The sequence below is a fragment of the Odoribacter sp. N54.MGS-14 genome (assembly GCF_000980295.1).
GTDB classification, from domain to species: domain Bacteria; phylum Bacteroidota; class Bacteroidia; order Bacteroidales; family Marinifilaceae; genus Odoribacter; species Odoribacter splanchnicus.
Window position 1 is genome coordinate 1 of sequence record NZ_LARL01000016.1, and the last position, 18,633, is coordinate 18,633.

At 41.4% G+C, this 18,633-nt stretch carries 15 protein-coding genes and 1 tRNA gene; 9 read left to right on the forward strand and 7 right to left on the reverse strand.

Annotated features, from left to right (window positions below; translation table 11 throughout):
* Nucleotides 1–592: 592 nt before the first annotated feature.
* Together WS42_RS05255 and WS42_RS05260 are read right to left on the reverse strand one after the other, a co-directional pair.
* Nucleotides 593–1,387, reverse strand: a complete 795-nt coding sequence (locus WS42_RS05255) for a DUF4249 family protein (protein WP_046403300.1) — start codon at nucleotides 1,385–1,387, stop codon at nucleotides 593–595.
* On the reverse strand, nucleotides 1,388–3,625 hold the full coding sequence (locus WS42_RS05260) for a TonB-dependent receptor (RefSeq protein ID WP_046404414.1): 2,238 nt from the start codon (nucleotides 3,623–3,625) through the stop codon (nucleotides 1,388–1,390).
* A 106-nt stretch (nucleotides 3,626–3,731) separates the two neighbouring features.
* On the opposite strand from WS42_RS05260, the gene hemW reads away from it, so the two are divergent.
* The 4 genes from hemW to WS42_RS05280 all read left to right on the forward strand — a co-directional run bounded on the left by hemW (nucleotide 3,732) and on the right by WS42_RS05280 (nucleotide 8,630).
* A complete protein-coding gene (gene hemW / locus WS42_RS05265) occupies nucleotides 3,732–4,853 on the forward strand; it encodes a radical SAM family heme chaperone HemW (protein ID WP_046450811.1) in 1,122 nt (373 codons plus the stop codon).
* Nucleotides 4,854–4,993: 140 nt separating this feature from the next.
* The gene (gene asnS, locus WS42_RS05270) at nucleotides 4,994–6,439 is read left to right on the forward strand and encodes an asparagine--tRNA ligase (protein WP_041556852.1); all 1,446 of its coding nucleotides are present in this window, start codon (nucleotides 4,994–4,996) and stop codon (nucleotides 6,437–6,439) included.
* Nucleotides 6,440–6,503: 64 nt separating this feature from the next.
* On the forward strand, nucleotides 6,504–8,015 hold the full coding sequence (gene rpoN / locus WS42_RS05275) for an RNA polymerase factor sigma-54 (RefSeq protein ID WP_046450812.1): 1,512 nt from the start codon (nucleotides 6,504–6,506) through the stop codon (nucleotides 8,013–8,015).
* A gap of 15 nt (nucleotides 8,016–8,030) precedes the next feature.
* Nucleotides 8,031–8,630: a hypothetical protein gene (locus tag WS42_RS05280; protein WP_022160819.1), complete on the forward strand. Its 600-nt coding sequence runs from the start codon at nucleotides 8,031–8,033 to the stop codon at nucleotides 8,628–8,630.
* Nucleotide 8,631: 1 nt separating this feature from the next.
* On the opposite strand, the gene WS42_RS05285 is transcribed toward WS42_RS05280, so the two are convergent.
* On the reverse strand, nucleotides 8,632–9,066 hold the full coding sequence (locus tag WS42_RS05285; RefSeq protein ID WP_013612857.1) for an SPOR domain-containing protein: 435 nt from the start codon (nucleotides 9,064–9,066) through the stop codon (nucleotides 8,632–8,634).
* Between the two features lie 147 nt (nucleotides 9,067–9,213).
* Here WS42_RS05285 and WS42_RS05290 point away from each other — a divergent pair, with 147 nt between their 5' ends.
* Both WS42_RS05290 and WS42_RS05295 read left to right on the forward strand, forming a co-directional pair.
* Nucleotides 9,214–10,014: a peptidylprolyl isomerase gene (locus tag WS42_RS05290; RefSeq protein WP_022160818.1), complete on the forward strand. Its 801-nt coding sequence runs from the start codon at nucleotides 9,214–9,216 to the stop codon at nucleotides 10,012–10,014.
* On the forward strand, nucleotides 10,011–10,817 hold the full coding sequence (locus WS42_RS05295) for a peptidylprolyl isomerase (protein ID WP_022160817.1): 807 nt from the start codon (nucleotides 10,011–10,013) through the stop codon (nucleotides 10,815–10,817). The genes WS42_RS05290 and WS42_RS05295 overlap by 4 nt, the downstream gene beginning before the upstream one ends.
* Nucleotides 10,818–10,965: 148 nt before the next feature.
* Here the strand turns inward: WS42_RS05295 and mutS are convergent, their stop codons facing one another.
* A complete protein-coding gene (mutS, locus tag WS42_RS05300; protein WP_022160816.1) occupies nucleotides 10,966–13,581 on the reverse strand; it encodes a DNA mismatch repair protein MutS in 2,616 nt (871 codons plus the stop codon).
* A 188-nt stretch (nucleotides 13,582–13,769) separates the two neighbouring features.
* On the opposite strand from mutS, the gene WS42_RS05310 reads away from it, so the two are divergent.
* Together WS42_RS05310 and deoC are read left to right on the forward strand one after the other, a co-directional pair.
* Nucleotides 13,770–14,120, forward strand: a complete 351-nt coding sequence (locus tag WS42_RS05310) for an MmcQ/YjbR family DNA-binding protein (RefSeq protein ID WP_013612844.1) — start codon at nucleotides 13,770–13,772, stop codon at nucleotides 14,118–14,120.
* A gap of 37 nt (nucleotides 14,121–14,157) precedes the next feature.
* Nucleotides 14,158–15,033, forward strand: coding sequence for a deoxyribose-phosphate aldolase (gene deoC / locus WS42_RS05315; protein ID WP_013612843.1), 876 nt, complete (start codon nucleotides 14,158–14,160; stop codon nucleotides 15,031–15,033).
* Nucleotides 15,034–15,071: 38 nt separating this feature from the next.
* On the opposite strand, the gene WS42_RS05320 is transcribed toward deoC, so the two are convergent.
* From WS42_RS05320 to dtd, 3 genes are all read right to left on the reverse strand, one after another.
* Nucleotides 15,072–17,477, reverse strand: coding sequence for an efflux RND transporter permease subunit (locus WS42_RS05320; RefSeq protein WP_046404420.1), 2,406 nt, complete (start codon nucleotides 17,475–17,477; stop codon nucleotides 15,072–15,074).
* A gap of 129 nt (nucleotides 17,478–17,606) precedes the next feature.
* A complete protein-coding gene (locus WS42_RS05325; protein WP_013612841.1) occupies nucleotides 17,607–17,930 on the reverse strand; it encodes a nucleotide pyrophosphohydrolase in 324 nt (107 codons plus the stop codon).
* 12 nt (nucleotides 17,931–17,942) lie between these two features.
* The gene (gene dtd, locus WS42_RS05330) at nucleotides 17,943–18,395 is read right to left on the reverse strand and encodes a D-aminoacyl-tRNA deacylase (protein WP_022160814.1); all 453 of its coding nucleotides are present in this window, start codon (nucleotides 18,393–18,395) and stop codon (nucleotides 17,943–17,945) included.
* Nucleotides 18,396–18,491: 96 nt separating this feature from the next.
* Between dtd and WS42_RS05335 the strand changes: the two genes are divergently transcribed.
* Nucleotides 18,492–18,563: transfer RNA gene (locus tag WS42_RS05335), tRNA-Arg, on the forward strand.
* The last annotated feature ends 70 nt before the right edge of the window (nucleotides 18,564–18,633 follow it).

The following is an 18,633-nucleotide window of genomic DNA, read 5'->3' on the forward strand; positions in this document are numbered from 1 at the left end:
GACCGGCGGAACTCCTCACTGCGTTCGTCAGACACCACCGGTCGGGCGTTCGGAAAACCTAACCGGACCCTCGTTCCTGCTCCAATGGTCTTCCGGCATAAAACCCTGCATCTTCCGTCAGCACTACAGGGCAAAGAAGGAGAGTTTCATTGAATGAAAGGGCAGGCCACCCTGACCGGAGTATGGATACCTGGGTTACCTGACCGGATTATTCCTATAAAATACCGATTACTGAATTAATTCCGAAGGTAAGGGTTCAGAAAAACAGCTGTTTGATAGAAGTTTATACTTTTCAGGTCATAGTTCGTTTCCTATGCAGTGATAACGTAAGTCGGAGGTGTTCGTGTTCGGGGACCATTGGAGCTCTGTCGGGTGTCGTCTTGCTTTTTCTGAACGCCCGACCGGTGGTGTCTGACGAGCCTGCGAGGAGTTCCGCCGGTCAGTGAAAGAAAAAGGTAGACGACCGACAGAAGCGACCGGGTCCCCGAACACGAATACCGAAGACGAACAAGTAACAAAATAATTCTACGTTTATAACGTGTAAATATGTATATAACTGTCAAAAATATATATAGCATAGGGGACTGATAGCTTATAGTGGAACCGTTTGTTTGTCTTCCGTATAACAAGTAAAAATACCCAGAGCTCCCTGCAGGTTACCTTTTAAAGGGACAGGGGTCGTGATACTGCTCTGATTGGCTGTATTTGCTGCATTTAGGGATACCTGGTAATCGTAATTAGCTTTCGTAATTCGTTTCAGCGTGAAAATAATTTCCTCTGCCTGTCCGATATCCGGAAGGATAACGGACTTTTCAGTAAGGCCTTCCTGTTGGAATTCACTATAATCCAGATAACATACTTCTTTGTTGAGAATCGAATCTGCATGGACAGCTTCTGCTGTATAAATGTAATAGTTTTCATCGGCTTTTTCCGAAATATAAAAACGAATGATCGCTTCATTTCCTGCTACCTGGCAATTATAGATAGATACTGCCGGAGGGATGGAGGTCGAAGCTGTGATCGATTTGTTATCGATCGTAGTAATATCGAGGAATAAAGAATCGATATAGCGGACTTCAAATTTTTCCGGGCTTCCATAATTGTATATAAACTCGGAACCGGGGAGAGTGTATAAAGTATGTATCAGTGAAATGGCTTTGTCTGCATGAATGGTCACTTTCATTTCTTTTGAAAAGTCGATTTGCAGATCTTCGGATACCGGAAGCACACTCGTTGCCGATAAAGCGAACGGCCGGCCGGGTTGACAATAACACTCGATAAAATACTCCGGAGTTTCCCCGGTATGACGGATAGGGAGATCTTCTTCAGGCATACACGCTACCTGGAAAAAATACAGCAGTAATATCGGATAGTATCGGTGTTTCATTTATAATTTTATTTTAAACGAAATATACGGTATAAACGGCAACATGACTTTAGATTTTGGAATAAATTTTGTATGATTGGTTGCTGTTTGTTCAGCTTTAAAATAGACAAAAGAGGGATTCGATTGATTGTAAACATTATAGGCTCCGATACTTAATTTTAAACTTGCATATTTATAAGGGATCGTATAATCGAGGCTTAAGTCCAGACGATGATTGTTGGGGAGTTTGTAATTGTAACGGTCTGTATAAACCGGCACAAGGATCGGTTTGTTTTGGCTACTGCTAATATTATGAGCGACAGCAACTCCGACAGGGAAAGTGGTATAAACTCCTGAAGAAAATGTCCATAAACTATTAAAAGTGAGTCGTGTACTGATATCGTAGGAGGTATTGACCACAACATTGTGTTTGACATCATAAGGAGGGAAAAAGGATTTTCCGTTATTGATTTCAGCAAATTTACGTTTGGATTCCGAGAGGGTATAGTTAAACCGGGCACTGATCTTTCTATGCTCCAGGGCTAGATTGAATTCAACCCCCCGGGCATGTCCGCTGCCGGTAATCATATTGTCGGTCAAAGCAGTGTATTTAGTAGACAACCCTGAGGAGAAATCTTTGACATGTTTCATTTTTTTATAAAAAATACCCGCATATAAAGTCAAACCTCCCTGGATTTCCTGTTCTGCTCCGATCGAATATTGATGGCAAAGCGCGGGTTTCATGTTTTTTTCGAGAGGATACCAGATGTCTACCGGAGTTTTTACAGTAAAGTAGGGATAAAGGCTTAAATATTGTGCCGTTTGGGCATAGTCGGCCCAGAAAGTGAATCTGTTTTTTGAAAAGCTGATTTTTGCCCGGGGAGAAACACAGAAGTTTTTTAAATTTCCGTTGTAATATTGAAAATTTAAACCGGCATAACAGGTAAAGTAATTATTTATTTGATAGGATATATCTGAATATATTTCATAGATATTGAATTTTTTATCAGAACTGCGGATGAGTATGTTTTCTTCTGCATCGGGCCTATTGGCTGTTTCAAAACGGGCTTGTTCGAATTTTCCTCCGATATTCCATTGAAACTTGTCCAGAAAAGAATGGGTATACATGATCCGTGCAATGATGGAATAATTCCGGTTACCACCTCCCATAGGAATCGTACCTTCGGCATCTCCTTCACTGAAAGCAGATTTTACCCCTAATCGGAAATGCAGGATATCACCGTTTGCAGGGGTATACCAAGCACCTGCATTGCCTGAAAAAGTGTGCCAGTTAAAGTCATAATTTACATTTTCATTTAACTTCATACTTAGACCGTCGATCGTAAATAACCCGAAGGCAGTGACCCGCCAACGGTTGGAAAGTTTGGAATCTATACTGACGGTGGCATCGTTGAAAGCATATTCGGGCATAAAATTTTGTTGTTTCTGGTCTTTTACCGATTTGTTATATAAGCGGGCGATGGTTTGTAAATAGGACGTACGGAATGAAGCGGCAAAAGAGGTATGATCTCTTACTAACGGACCTTTTATTTTCAGGGCAGAAGAGACAAGGCCTAAAGTGATTTCTCCCTCGTATTTTTGTTTGTTTCCGGGATCCGGCCTCATATTGATGTAAGAGGATAAGTAACTGTTGTAAACTGCCGGAAAACCGCTTTTATAGACTGTCGAATTATTCAGGATAAAAGGATCGAAAGTAGAGAGGATTCCGGTAAGATGATCCGGACTGGCGATTTCCATATCATGGGTGAGGAAACCATTTTCGCAACTGTTGCTTCCCCGGACATAAATCCCCGGATCGAGTGCATTGGTGGTAATAATGCCCGGAGTTGTGGCCAGGTATTTTAAAATGTCTTGTTCGCCCAGAATGGCCGGAATCATTTCTATACCTTCTTTCGAGGAATAGAGGCGTCCGGGAGTTGATCGGCCGGTAACGACAACTTCCCTTAGGTTGTTGAATTTATTTCTCAGAATGACGATAAATGGACTCCGGGTGTCTTTCAAAGTATAGCTTTCTTTTTTGTAATTCACATGTGAAAATTCCAGCGTACAGGGAACTTCACAGGCTAACTCAAAATAGCCTGTGGAATCGGAAGAAGTACCCTTGTTTTGTTCGGGGCACCAGACATTGACGCCGCTTACCGGAGTCCCGTCATGGATGATTACCCGCCCGACGATAAGAGTCTGGGAGAAAACAATTCCTGGGAAGAATAAACCGATGATAAATAAGAATTTATGCATAAGAAGCTATCAACAATCCTTACAAATGTAGTAAAAAGATGAAGACTGCACTCTGTTGGTTCCGGATTTTGTTCTTAGCTTTGTATCGAAATTTCAAAAAATCGCTATGGGCATTTATGTACATATCCCTTTTTGCCGGAGTAAGTGTTATTATTGTGGTTTCTATTCGGTTGCTTCTACTCAGCTGAAAAAAGCCTACATAGCTGCATTAGGACACGAAATACAATTGCGTAAAGATTATTTGGGTACATCGGAAGTAAAGACACTTTATTTTGGGGGAGGTACTCCCTCATGGTTGAGTATGGATGAATTGACCGATATCGTTACGACACTCGAAATGAATTTCGCATTGAACTGCGTAGCTGAACGCACTATCGAAGCAAACCCTGAAGATATTACCCGGGATAAACTGAAGGGGTGGAGAGCCTTGGGGTTTAATCGGTTGAGTATCGGTATCCAATCGTTTAACGATGAGGTTCTGAAACGGATAAACCGGACACATACGGCTCAGGATGCCCTCCGGTCCGTGGAGTGGGCTGCTGATTCGGGATTTGAAAATATAGGGATAGATTTGATACTTGGATTACCGGGGTATACGAGACTGCATTTGCAACAAGATCTGGAAATCGTAAATCATTTACCTATAACACATTTATCGGTTTATTTATTAAGCATCGATTCAAATACAGTCTTTGAAAAATTGATGCAGAAAGGTCGATTTCAGCCTCAAACCGACGATGAACTGGCTGATCAATATTTGTGGGTTTCCGATTACTTGAAATCAATTGGTTTCGAGCATTATGAAATTTCTAATTTCGCTAAAAACTCTAAATATTCCCTACATAACACCTCCTATTGGCAACAACAGAAATATGTGGGCTTTGGTCCGGCTGCACATTCTTTCGATCTGAATTCTCGTCAATGGAATGTAGCTCATCTAAAATCTTATATCGATAATTTAGCTAATGATAGGTTAAGCTTTGAAAAAGAGATTTTGACGGATAAAGATAAATTTAACGAATATATCATGACCAACCTGAGGACGATGTGGGGGATTCAGGAAGAAAAGATGCAATTACAGTTTCCTGACTTTTCGAAGACCGTTCGTCCGAAACTAGCCCCTTTTCTCGAAAACGGGTCGGTGGTTTGTCAAAACGGCCGGATCAGGCTGACAGAAAAAGGATGGTTGGTTTCGGACGATGTGTTCAGTGATTTATTCGTCGTTTGATTAGGAGATTTTCTTTGAAGGTATTGAATAAAGTTTTAAGCAGGAGAACTTTATTTTTGTCTGAATTTGTTATCTTTGCAAATCCGTGTCTTGAAGAGGCGGAAGAGAATGTTAAACGATTCATGTGTAAATTAAACGAGATGAGCACAAAAAAATTGTCAATCAAAGAGTTATTGCAATCTGGAGATTGCGACAAAGAAGTGGAAATCAGTGGTTGGGTGAGAACCAAGCGAGGTAATAAGCAAGTGAATTTTATCGCTTTGAATGATGGCTCTACCATAAATAATATCCAGATTGTGGTTGACATGAATAATATTTCAGAGGAGTTGATGAAAAAAGTCACCACAGGAGCTGCGATTCATGTGAAAGGATTGTTGGTGAAGAGTGAGGGAAGCGGACAATCGCATGAAATTCAGGCTCATGAATTGGACGTATTAGGGGAAGCCGATCCTGAAAAATATCCGATACAACCTAAAAAGCATAGTCTGGAATTTTTGAGAGACCATGCCCATCTGCGTTTTCGCACCAATATGTTCGGGGCTATTTTCCGGATTCGTCATGCTATGGCGTTTGCTATCCATCAATATTTCGATCAGCACGGGTTCTTTTATTTGCATACTCCGCTGATTACGGCTTCCGATTGTGAAGGTGCCGGCGAGATGTTTCGGGTAACGACACTGGATCCTAAAAATCCGCCTTTGACAGAAGAGGGAGAAGTCGATTTCAGACAGGATTTTTTTGGTAAAGCAACCAATCTGACGGTGAGTGGACAATTGGAAGGAGAGCTTGGAGCTATGGCTTTGGGAAAAATCTATACTTTCGGACCCACTTTCCGGGCTGAAAATTCAAATACGACCCGGCATTTGTCGGAATTCTGGATGATCGAACCGGAGGCGGCTTTTTACGATCTGGACGATAATATGGACTTGGCGGAAGATTTTCTGAAATACCTGATCCGTTATGCTTTGGACAATTGTATGGATGATCTGAAATTCCTGAGTGCCCGTCAGCAGGAGGAAGAAAAGAATAAGAAAGCAGAAGAACGTTCTATGGAATTGATCGAGAAGTTGAATTTTGTGCTGACTCATTCTTTCGAAAGAGTGACTTATACAGAGGCGATCGAGATTCTGAAAAATAGTAAGCCCAATAAGAATGGAAAATTCCAGTATCCGGTGGATGGCTGGGGTGTCGATTTGCAAAGTGAACACGAACGTTATCTGGTAGAAAAACACTTTAAAAAACCGGTGATTCTGACAGGCTATCCCAAAGAAATCAAAGCTTTCTATATGAAGCAAAATCCGGACGGAAAAACAGTTGCAGCCATGGATGTGTTGTTCCCGCAGATCGGTGAGATTATCGGAGGGTCACAGCGTGAAGAGAACTATGATAAATTGGTAGCCCGGATGAACGAAGTGGGGATTTCCGAAGAGAGCATGTCCTATTATTTGGATACCCGTCGTTTCGGATCGGCTGTTCATAGTGGGTTCGGCTTAGGATTCGAACGCTTATTGTTATTCGTAACCGGTATGGGAAATATTCGGGATGTGATTCCTTTCCCGCGTACACCTAAGAATGCAGAGTTTTAAAAATTAATTCGGTATACCAATGTAATTTTTACATTGGTATATTTTCAATGAGAGAATAGAAAACGTGCTCAAACAAAGTTTACAACAGAAATTAGGATTGAAGATTAATCCTCTTCAAATACAGTTGATTAAACTGTTGGAGCTTCCTACGTATCAATTGGAGCAGCGGATAAAAGAAGAATTGGAACAAAATCCTTTGTTGGAGGAGGTGGAAGAAAAAGGAGAAACGGATGTAAACGAGGAAACTGCCACCGATTCGGGAGAGGAGTTTGAGGATGATTATCAGGAAGATGAAAGCGAAGAGGAAAATGATTTGAGAGGTGACGATGATTTTTCTTTAGAGGATTACATGACAGATGATGACGATACACCTGATTACCGTTTGAATTCTTCCAACGCTTCTAAAGACGAGGAGACACGTGATTTTGTATTCTCTCAGGCTTCCTCGTTCCGGGAAAGTCTGATCGCACAATTAGGGACACGTCCGTTGAGCGATCTGGAGCGGCGCATCACTGAATATATCATCGGAAACATCGATGAGGACGGTTATTTAAGGCGGGATATCGAGAATATTGTCGATGATCTGGCTTTCGGTGCAGGGATCGAGGTCTCTGAGGAAGAGGTTTTTCGCTTGCTGAAGATTATTCAGGAGTTCGAACCGGCAGGAGTGGGGGCCCGTGATTTGAAAGAATGTCTGTTATTGCAGATTCAACATAAATTGAACGAAAATCCGGAGCACAAACTGTTGCAGGATGCCAAAGCAATTTTGGAAGAATGTTTCGAAGAGTTTTCACGTAAACATTACGAAAAAATATCCCGGAAACTACGATTGAGCGATACAGAACTGAAACAGGCCATAGACGAAATTTTGAAATTGAATCCCAAGCCCGGGGGGACAGTCGCCGATTTTTCTTACGGACAACAGGCCGAAAAGATTATTCCGGATTTTATGCTCGATTTGGTAGATGGAGAATTGCAGCTGAGTTTAAATTCAGGGGATATTCCCGAATTGAAAATCAATAAAGCTTATCTGAATATTCTTGAACAGTATCAGAAAGACCAGTCGCCTAAGAATAAGAAAGATGTCGTGTCGTTTGTAAAGTATAAGTTGAATTCTGCCAGATCGTTTATAGATGCTGTACAACAACGAAACAACACCCTGATGCTGACCATGACCGCTATCGTACAGTTTCAGAAACAATTTTTCCTGACCGGTGATGAAACGATGTTGAAACCGATGATTCTAAAAGATATAGCTGATATTACCGGATTGGATGTTTCAACGATATCACGGGTTTCCAATTCAAAATACGTTCAGACGTGGTTTGGAATATATGCTTTAAAGGATTTTTTTACTGGCAGTATGCAAACGACAAGTGGTGAGGAGGTAAGTACAGGTGAATTGAAGAATATGTTGAAAAAATTGGTCGATGATGAAGACAAGAAAAAACCGCTGACAGATGACGAATTAGTGATTTTGATGGAGAAGGCCGGTTATCAGATAGCCCGGAGGACGGTTGCCAAATACAGGCAAATGCTCGATATTCCGGTGGCCCGATTAAGACGTGAAATATAAACTCAACCTCTATCGATGAAATATATAGCTCAAACAATATCTTATGTTTTGCATCCGATGCTGATGCCTTTGTATATTCTTTTTTTTATCTTCAATAGTAACACTTTGTTTGCGTATATTCCCTGGGGGGTAAAACTGTATTGTTATCTGGTGACCGTATTCGCTCTTTTGATCATGCCCGTTATCAGTTTGCCTTTGTTTAAGTATTTCAGGTTGATCCGCAGTTATGAGTTGAACGATAAACAAGAAAGGGTATATCCGATATTGGTGGCTGTGGCCTTTGCCTTTTTAGGTTTTTGGCTGTTGGGACGTATCGGTTATACAAATATCGTAAGGCAGCTATACCTGGTGTTGATTATTTTGTTGTCCACTTTTTCAGTGATTACTTTCCGGTGGAAGATCAGTATGCATATGACGGCTATCGGTGGATTATGTGGTTTTCTGCTGGTCTGGGGGATGAACTATCAGGGGGACGTGCGTAATGCTTTTATTTTATTTTTGCTTTTGTCCGGTATATTGGCAACTTCCCGTTTGTATCTGAAAAAACACACTCCTTTGCAGGTTTATCTGGGTTTTTTGTTCGGTTTGTTTTTTGTATTTGGAATCCTTTTATAGGTCAGTTGACTTTGTGAACCCAAATATCTTGCCGGTCGGTGATTTTCCGGTATTCATCCCGGGCTGCATTCGCTTCGTTTTCTGTTGGGAAACTTTCTATGCTGACACGATATCTTTGGGAAGAACTGATCAATGTGGCCGGATAATCCTGGGCTTTTAATTTTTCGACAAGCTGTTCCGCCCGTTTTTTTTCTGCAGAGCTGAAACTCCCCACGATAATATGATATCTGGTACCACTATGGGTATTAGCTTGCTGGGGAAGTATTGGCGTAGCATGGGAAGGTGAAGTAGCTTCCTCGCCGGTTTGCCGTATGTTGTGGTTGCCTCCTGTTTCGCGGACAACAGTAATCGTACTCAGGTACTTGGCCGGCAGTTCTTTATTTTTACAACCGTAAATCAAAAAACTAAGTAATAGAAATAGCAGTGTAAATTTCATTGTCAAAGAATTTTGTCGCAAATATACAGGTTTGAACCGGAAAACGATATTTCGTCACAAATTTAGTAAAAAATAGGTTAGTTTATGCCGAGATAAATTAATTTTGCTGACAAGAAAGGTATCATTCGGTCCTAATGGTTGTAGTTTATGAAAAGAATTGTTTTTATCCTGGTGTTAAGCCTGCTGCTCGGAGCTTGTGAGCGGAAAAAGGAAACGGTTATCCGCATGGAGACTTCTTTGGGAAATATCCGGTTGAAATTGTATGATGAGACGGTATTACATCGTGATAATATCCTGAAATTAATCCGCGAAGGCTATTATAACGGTATGCTTTTTCATCGGGTAATAAAGGATTTTATGATTCAGACCGGTGATCCGGATTCGAAATCGGCACGTCCGGGGATGGTCTTGGGAGCTAACGATATCGGATACACATTGAAAGCAGAGATTGTCCCGAAATATTTCCATAAAAGAGGGGTACTGGCAGCGGCCCGTGAAGCCGATAATATCAATCCGGAACGGAGCTCCAGCGGATCGCATTTTTATATCGTGCAGGGAAGAATTTTTACTCCCGATATCATCGATGAAGAAATAGAGAAAATCAATAACAAGCGCTATACCGCCCTTTTTAATCGTTTACAACAAGCTTGTGAAGGAGAAATCCTGAAGTATCAACTAGCAAATGATTATGAGAAGTTGATGCAGTTGAACGAAAAGCTATCCGATACGACCCGTCTTTTATTCGATCAGGTGAAGTTGAAACTTACCGGGGAACAGCGGGCAGCCTATACGACCATCGGGGGAAGTCCCCATTTAGACGGGGAATATACTGTTTTCGGTGAAGTGATCGAGGGAATGGAAATTGTCGATTCTATTGCCGAACAAGAGACGGACGATAATTGCCGCCCCTTGAGGGATGTTGTGATTCTAAAAATAGAAGAGGAATGAGAACGGTTTGTTTGTTCGTGTTGTTGTGCGTATCGGCCTTGTCATACGGGGCTAAAAAATATAAATTGGTAGAGATAAGCACGAATTTAGGAAATATCAAAATCAGGTTGTACGAAAATACACCCCGGCATAGTGAGAATTTTTTGAAATTGGTGAAAGCGCATCATTACGATAGTCTTTTATTTCATCGGGTGATCGGGGATTTTATGATTCAGGGCGGTTCTTCCGATTCACGGCATGCTCCGAAAGAAACGGCAGTAGGAATGTCAAATCCGGGATATACCATCGAGGCCGAGATTCGTCCGGAGTATCGTCATTTCAAAGGTGCTTTGGCTGCTGCACGTCAGGGAGATGAGGTCAATCCGGAGAAAAGATCGTCGGGGGAACAGTTTTATCTGGTTCAGGGGAAGACATATACGGATCAGGAGCTGGACCAGATAGAAAAAAGAAAATGGCTGGCGGCGAAAAATCAGTTGGGGGATCGGTTATTTAAACCCTTACAGGAAGAATTTCAACGGTATAAAAAGACAGGCCAATATCAAAAAGCAGATAGTTTGCTACGGTACGTCAATGAGGAGATAGAAAAGCAATATGCCGAAAATCCTTATAAAATGTCACCGGAAACAAGGGAAATGTACAAATCGGTGGGGGGAACCCCCTTTCTGGATGGAGACTATACTGTATTCGGAGAGATTGTGGAGGGAATGGATGTTCTTGAGAAAATAGCGCTTGTCGCGACCGATTCGAACGATCGTCCTAAAGAAGATGTGATTATTTTAGGAACCAAGTTGAAAAGGAAATAAAGAAGATTTTATTTAAAAGTCGAAATACAGACTTTTCGTATAAAGGTAAATCCGGTCGGCAAACCTGAATCTTTCGGTTGAAATTATTCCAGTCTTGAAGGTTGCCGATTGGATTTACTAAAAGTTGCTGATATTTCTGGGATTTATTTTATCCTAAAATGATTTTCTTGATTTCACTCAGTTTGTTCAGGGCTTCGAGCGGAGTCAGACCGTTGATATCCAGGCCTGCGATTTCGTCACGTATTTGCGAAAGAACCGGATCGTCCAACTGGAAAAAGCTTAATTGGAGGCCTTCACGTGCTGAAGCGATACTTTCGACATTCTTTTGGATCGTGCCATTTTTATCCCGGTCGTTTTCCAGTTGTTTCAGGATTTCATCGGCCCGTTTGATAACAGATTGAGGGAGACCGGCCATTTTTCCAACCTGGATACCGAACGAGTGGTTCGAACCTCCTTTAACCAGCTTACGCAAAAAAATAACTTTGTGTGCGACTTCTTTTACCGATACATTATAGTTTTTTATTTTTTTAAAAGAATGCTCCATTTCGTTCAGTTCGTGATAATGGGTGGCAAAGAGCGTTTTGGCATGATATTTCGGATGTTCGTGCAGATATTCGACGATCGCCCAGGCAATCGAAATCCCGTCGTAAGTCGAAGTACCTCGTCCTAATTCGTCGAATAACACCAGGCTCCGGTCGGATATATTGTTGAGAATATTAGCAGCTTCATTCATTTCGACCATAAAAGTGGATTCACCTTGGGAAATATTATCGGAAGCTCCAACCCGGGTAAAAATTTTGTCGACATAACCGATTTTGGCGCTGGCTGCCGGTACGAAACAGCCGGCTTGGGCCATAATCACGATCAGGGCAGTTTGCCGGAGGAGAGCCGATTTACCGGCCATATTCGGGCCGGTAATGATGATAATCTGTTGTTTTTTATTGTCCAGCAGTACGTCGTTACTGATGTATTCCTCACCCGGGGGCAATTGTTTTTCGATAACCGGGTGACGTCCTGCTTTTATGTCCAGTACATCCGAATCGTTGATCTCCGGCCGGTGGTAATTATTGGCTATCGATATCTCGGCAAAAGAAATAAGTACATCCAATGCTGAGATAATCTTGGCATCCTCTTGCAGAGGGCGGATGTAACCGGCTGCTTCTTGCAGCAAATTGTTATACAGTTCTGTTTCTATGGCTAAAATCCGGTCTTCTGCTCCCAGGATCTTGTCTTCATATTCTTTGAGCTCGGGCGTAATGTAACGTTCCCCGTTGACCAGAGTTTGTTTGCGGATCCAGTTGGCCGGTGCTTTGTCTTTATGGGCTTTGGTTACTTCGATATAGTATCCGAAGACATTATTGAATCCGATTTTCAAAGAGGGGATTCCGGTTGCTTCTATCTCCCGTTGTTGCATTTGGAGCAACAGTTCTTTGCCGTTGCTTGAGATATTACGAAGTTCGTCCAGTTCGGCATTTACTCCCGTAGCGATTACTCCTCCTTTGTTGACCTGATGAGGAGCGTTTTCCTGAAGTTGAAATTTGATCTTTTCGAATAATTCCGTGCAAGGATTCAGAGGTTCTGTCATTTTTTTCATAACGGCCGATTCACTCTGCTGGCAAAGATCTTTCAACGGCGTGATGCAGGATAGGGCAATTTTCAACTGATTCATTTCCCGGGGAGTGATCCGGCCTACGCCGATCTTTGAAGCGAGCCGTTCCAGATCGCCGATGCTTTCCAGAAAGTTTTCTGCTTGTAACCGTCGGTCTTCCTGCCGGATAAAATGATCGACGATATCCAGTCGCTGATTGATTTCTTCGGGAGATTTCAAAGGCATACAAATCCATCTTCTTAGCGTCCGTCCTCCCATAGGCGTGATTGTCCGGTCGATAATATCCACCAGGGACCGTCCTTCTTCGTAAGCAGAATGTAGTAATTCCAGATTACGAAGAGTGAACTTATCGAGCAGGACACAGTGCGATTCGTCGATCCGGGAAATAGAGGTGATATGAGAAATCATATCGTGTTTGGTCATCTCCAGGTAATTCAATATGGCACCGGCGGAGGAAATACCGCAGTTCATATGTTCGATACCGAAACCTTTCAGAGAATTGACTTCGAAATGTTTCTCCAGGCGTTCGCTGGCTGCGTCCCGGTCGAAAAACCATTCTTCGATGGGATAGATATAGAATTTATTACCGAAAAGTTCATGAAAACGGGCTTCCTGCCCCCGGGGATAGATGACTTCTTTCGGTTGAAAACTATTCAGTAATTTATCGATCGTAGCATGCGAACCTTCGGTAGTCAGAAATTCACCTGTGGACAAATCCAATAAAGATAATCCGGCTTCGGTTTTGTTGAAATAGACCGAGGCCAGGAAGATGTTACTTTTCGTGTCGGTGGAATATTCGCTGTAACAAGCTCCGGGAGTGACCAATTCGATCACCCCTCTTTTTACCAGGAATTTTGTTTTCTTAGGATCTTCCAGCTGTTCACAGATAGCTACCCGCTGTCCTGCACGGACAAGTTTCGGTAAATAAGTGTCGATCGCGTGATAAGGAAAACCGGCTAATTCTACTGTACCTGGAGAACCACTGGAACGTTTGGTTAAGGTAATACCCAGGATTCTGGAAGTGGTGATAGCATCTGCCCCGAATGTTTCATAAAAGTCTCCCATCCGGTACAATAGAATGGCATCCGGATATTTAGCTTTAGTAGCATAATATTGTTGCATTAACGGGGTTTCGTTACCTTCTTTTTTGGCCATATTTATGTTGTTTTTTGATTGCTGGATATTTTATTTTGTTTTGTATCAATAGTGTAAACCTTTCATTATCTGCACAAAATAATGACTTAATTCTGACTGCTGACTTGTACTTATAAACGGCATTCAAAGATAAATATTTTCGGGGAGAAAAGTTTAAAAGCTCGTAAACATTATGTAATTTTGTGTCCATGAATATAGAGGAACTGACTGAATATTGCCAGAGTTTGAAGTTTGTGACAACTGAAATTTTATGGGGTGATGTACTGGTTTTCAAAGTAGGTGGGAAGATGTTTTGTTTTGCTCCGATGGATGAAGGCGAGTTAAAAATGAACCTGAAATGTGATCCGGAAGAGGCTATTGAATTGCGGGAACGATTTCCTGCTGTGCTTCCTGGGTATCATATGAACAAAAGATATTGGAATACCGTACTAATAGATGGTTCGGTAAGCGATAATATGCTCAGAATCTGGATAGGAAATTCATATCGGTTAGTGTTATCGAAACTATCCAAAAGCGATCGGAAGCTTTTGGAGGTATGATTGTCCTCTTTTAATAAGATAAATAAACAACAAGATAATGGATGGTATATCAGAAATTTTAGCAACGTACAATTGTGTCAGCTTGGACGAAAAAATTCAGTTCGAACTGGATGGTGTTGTAGAAAAAGAGATTAAGCAGGCTTATTGTATTGAAAATCTGGAATTTTGTGTTTCTTGTATGGATTACACAACCTTGAAAGTTTCAGATACCGAAGAATCAGTAAAGAATTTTACTGCTGATTTGCTGAAAAAACTGAAGAAGTTTAATTTGCGGGATGTCGCTGCTGTGTGTGTATTTTCTAATTATGCCGGAATTGTTCGGGAGGGATTGAAAGGAACGGAGATTCAGACGGCAGTAGTGGCGGGAAATTTTCCTAATTCCCAGACATTTACCGAAATAAAATTGGCTGAATGTAAAATGGCGATCGGTGCAGGGGCACAAGAAGTCGATGTTGTCATCTCGGTCGGGGATATTCTGGAAAAAAATTATGAAAAAGTATATCGCGAATTGAAGGCTATCCGGAAAGTTTGTGAAAATGTCCGGTTAAAGGTCATTTTGGAAACCGGCGAACTGAAAGACTTGGAAAGTATTTTCAATGCTTCGTTAATCGCTGCGTATGCAGGAGCTGATTTTATCAAAACCTCTACCGGAAAAGTCCCTGTGAATGCAACACCGGAGTCGGTTTATGTGATGTGTGAAGCAATCCGGCAATATTATGCCCAAACCGGAAAAAGGATCGGGTTGAAAGTAGCCGGAGGAGTGTCGAAAGCTCAGAATGCCATCCGATATCTGACTATCGTAAATCATGTTCTGGGATGTGAATGGCTGACTCCTTATTATTTCCGGATCGGGGCTTCTCAATTAATGGACGATATTGTGAAGGAAATCAAAGCTTTGCAGATGATAAAGTAAGATACTGTGTAAACAGGAAAACAGGACTAAGTAAATACTCAGTCCTGTTTTTCTTTATCTTCATGTTCTATTTCCAGCTTATCTTCATCGATGTCTTCTTCTTCATTGTAAATCTGAAGAAGTGGCTCTGCCCGGAAAGTACGTTTACTGATGCTGTGCTCCATGGTCAATAGTAAAGAAGGAAGCAGGATTAAATTAGCCAGCATGGCGGCGAACAGCGTGATAGAGGTTAACAATCCTAAAGCGAAAGTCCCGCCGAAACTAGACAGGCAGAAGATACCGAATCCGAATAATAAGATGATAGATGTATAAATCATACTTTGACCGGTCTCTTTTAACGCCAGGACTACCGAAGAACGGATACTCCAATTGGTAGCCTGTAGTTCCTGACGGTATTTAGCCAGATAGTGAATGGTATTGTCGACAGAAATTCCGAAAGCGACACTGAATACGAGAATGGTGGATGCCTTTATAGGAATACCGAAATATCCCATTACGGCAGCCGTGATGATCTGAGGAATGACATTGGGTACTAAAGCAATCAGTACCATTCTTTTACTTTTAAACATCCAGGCCATGAATCCTGCAATCAGGACGATGGCTAAAGCCAATGAAGAAAACAGGTTTTTGATCAGGTATTGGTTACCCTTGAAAAAAATAACACTCGAACCGGTAACCGATATATCATGTTTATCTCTCGGGAATATCGTTTCTATCTTTTTATACAGAGAATCTTCTTTAGCTTCCATTTTTTTGGTTCCGATATCTTTCACCCGGAAATTCATTCTTACTTTTTGCATGGTTGAATCGACAAAGGAATTGGCCATGGCATTCATACCTCCTGTCGATTCCATGACGTATTTCATAATGAAATTTTTGGTCATGTTACTGGGGAGTTTGTAATAAGAAGCTTTTCCGTTATAATAAGCCTGGTTGGCAAATTTGGCCGCTTCGACTACCGATAACGCCCGTGAAAGATCCGGATCTTGTGATAGTTCGGTATTTAACCGGTCCAATTTCTCTAGATTGCTTAATTTGAATACCTGGTTCGGTTTTCCGAAATCCAGGGTTACCTCTAAGGGCATCAATCCGTCGAAGTTCGACTCGAAGAAAGACAGATCTTGGCGGATGGGATCGGTTTCTTTCAAATCGTCCACCATATAACCGGTGGTTTTCATCAAAGTGATTCCGAATATTCCCGCAATAACGAGCACAATTGTTATATAATAAACGGTATGCCGGCGATTGATCACCAAGTAGATCAGTTTATCGATCACTTTGTTGATAAAAGGATTATAAAGATGTTTGGTTTGTTTGGTATCGGGGACGGGTAAATAACTGAAAACACTGGGTATCAGAATCAGACAGATAAAAAATACGGTAGAGATACTGATAAAAGCGATGAGACCGAAGTCTACAAGAATTTGGCTCGAAGTGATGATGAAAGTAGCAAATCCCGCAGCTGTCGTCAGGTTGGAAAGTAAGGATGCATTTCCGACTTTTTGGATCATTCGCTGCAAAGCTTTGATTTTGTTGCCGTGCCTCACATATTCGGCATGATATTTATTGACCATGTAGACACAGTTGGGAATACCGATTACAATGAGCAAAGGTGGTAACATGGCAGTCAATAAGGTAATCTTAATGCCCATCATAGCCATAAAACCGATGGCCCAGATTACGTTGATCCCGATGATCCCGACACAGAAGCCTACAATCCGGAAAGACCTGAAAAACAGATAGAGAATAATAGCTGTGATCAAAAGCGATAGGGCAATGAACATATACATTTCGCCTTTGATATTTTCGGCATTGATTACCCGGATATAAGGCATCCCGGAATAATGCATTTTCAGGTGATATTTTTCAGTAAAACGTTTGGTGATTTCCAGTACATCCTGTACTAGTTTTACCCGTGCCGGAGAATTCATTACCTCGGCGGATACGGTGATCATCATATTGTAGGTATGCTTGTCGCGGTTGATAAGCATACCGTCATAAAAAGGGAGATGTTCGGCCACATAAGCCAGACTGTCGAGCTCTGCCTGTGTTTCGATGTGAGAAGGAAAAATAGGAAGAACTTCGAATTTTTTGAGATCGGTATTTTTCTGTAAATTAAATGTATGTGTGATAGACATCAAGGCATTGACTCCCTGAAGGGCTTTGATATCATTGCCCATCTGAATCCAGTCGTTGGTCTTGTTCAGTTGATAGAAACCGGAATCCTGAATGGCAAAAACCATAACATTCCCCTCTTGCCCGAAAGTTTCTCTGAAACGGGTATAGTCAAGATAGGCACTGTCTGTTTTGGGGAGCAAATCTGCACTTTCATAGGACATTTGAATTTTTCTGGCTTGAAATCCCATGAAAATGGTTCCGAGTAATACTCCGGCTATAAAAGCAATCCGATTTCGAAGAATAATCCCTGCAATCTTAGTCCACATAGTGAAATTTAAATGAAATCTTCAATAGGTATATATTTATTACGAATGCCGAAAAGTCAATTCTTACCACAATACTGAGATTCCGCCATAAATCATTAACGGACAAATTTAACAAGAATATGTGAAAGCTTATTGTATTTTCGGATTGTTTTTATGCCTTTTTAGATCTCTTGCCGTTTTTTTTGCAAAATTAATTTCCATCGCTTCGGTGAGATCTACTCCGGTTTGATTTGCTAAACAGGTCAATACCCATAATATATCTGCCATTTCATCTGCCAGGTTATCTTTTTCCCCTTCTTTGAAAGATTGTTCTCCATATTTTCGGGCCATGACACGGGCTAATTCTCCGACTTCCTCCGTTAGGATAGTCATATTGGTCAATTCATTAAAATAACGAACCCCATAAGATTTTATCCATTCGTCCACTTTTTCCTGTAACTCTTTTAACTCCATAAAGTACTCGGTTTATAGTCTGTTTTTGGAATCGATTATAATCGTTACCGGGCCATCGTTAATTAGCCCGACTTGCATGTCGGCTCCGAATACGCCGGTTTTGATTTCCTTTTGTAACTCTTTCTGAAGCGATTGAACGAATTTCTCATACAAAGGAACGGAGATTTCCGGTTTAGCTGCGTCGATGTACGAGGGACGGTTACCTTTTTTGGTACGAGCCATTAGAGTGAACTGACTGACTGCTAAAATTTCCCCTGCTGTCTCCAGAATAGAACGATTCATTATTCCGTTTTCATCGTCAAAAATCCGTAAGTTACAGATTTTACTGCTTAGCCATTCAATATCTTCTTCATGATCGTCCGCTTGAATCCCCACGAGAATCATCATTCCCCGTCCGATAGAAGCATGTAGCTGTTGCTGAATAGTGACACTGGCTTGAATAACCCGTTGTATAACTACTTTCATACCTGTTTTATTTGTGGAGCAAAGGTATAATAACTATTTGGAAATTGGAAAACGTGGAAATTAGAAATTAATTTCTTACTTTTGCGCTTGAAAATTGGCTGAGTAGTTCAATGGATAGAACGGAAGTTTCCTAAACTTTAGATTCGGGTTCGATTCCCGGCTCGGCTACAAAACAGAAAGAATCGGAAGAACCCGGTTCTTTTTGTTTTGTTGGAATTTTGAATTCTATGAAAATTCA

Excerpts from the sequence above, each read along its gene's own strand:
- WS42_RS05290 (WP_022160818.1), top strand. The coding sequence starts at position 9,214 with ATGAAAAGAATTGTTTTTATCCTGGTGTTAAGCCTGCTGCTCGGAGCT.
- dtd (WP_022160814.1), bottom strand. The coding sequence starts at position 18,395 with ATGAAAGTAGTTATACAACGGGTTATTCAAGCCAGTGTCACTATTCAG.
- asnS (WP_041556852.1), top strand. The coding sequence starts at position 4,994 with ATGAGCACAAAAAAATTGTCAATCAAAGAGTTATTGCAATCTGGAGAT.
- WS42_RS05260 (WP_046404414.1), bottom strand. The coding sequence starts at position 3,625 with ATGCATAAATTCTTATTTATCATCGGTTTATTCTTCCCAGGAATTGTT.
- mutS (WP_022160816.1), bottom strand. The coding sequence starts at position 13,581 with ATGGCCAAAAAAGAAGGTAACGAAACCCCGTTAATGCAACAATATTAT.
- WS42_RS05310 (WP_013612844.1), top strand. The coding sequence starts at position 13,770 with ATGAATATAGAGGAACTGACTGAATATTGCCAGAGTTTGAAGTTTGTG.
- WS42_RS05320 (WP_046404420.1), bottom strand. The coding sequence starts at position 17,477 with ATGTGGACTAAGATTGCAGGGATTATTCTTCGAAATCGGATTGCTTTT.
- WS42_RS05285 (WP_013612857.1), bottom strand. The coding sequence starts at position 9,066 with ATGAAATTTACACTGCTATTTCTATTACTTAGTTTTTTGATTTACGGT.
- hemW (WP_046450811.1), top strand. The coding sequence starts at position 3,732 with ATGGGCATTTATGTACATATCCCTTTTTGCCGGAGTAAGTGTTATTAT.
- WS42_RS05295 (WP_022160817.1), top strand. The coding sequence starts at position 10,011 with ATGAGAACGGTTTGTTTGTTCGTGTTGTTGTGCGTATCGGCCTTGTCA.
- WS42_RS05325 (WP_013612841.1), bottom strand. The coding sequence starts at position 17,930 with ATGGAGTTAAAAGAGTTACAGGAAAAAGTGGACGAATGGATAAAATCT.
- WS42_RS05280 (WP_022160819.1), top strand. The coding sequence starts at position 8,031 with ATGAAATATATAGCTCAAACAATATCTTATGTTTTGCATCCGATGCTG.
- deoC (WP_013612843.1), top strand. The coding sequence starts at position 14,158 with ATGGATGGTATATCAGAAATTTTAGCAACGTACAATTGTGTCAGCTTG.
- WS42_RS05255 (WP_046403300.1), bottom strand. The coding sequence starts at position 1,387 with ATGAAACACCGATACTATCCGATATTACTGCTGTATTTTTTCCAGGTA.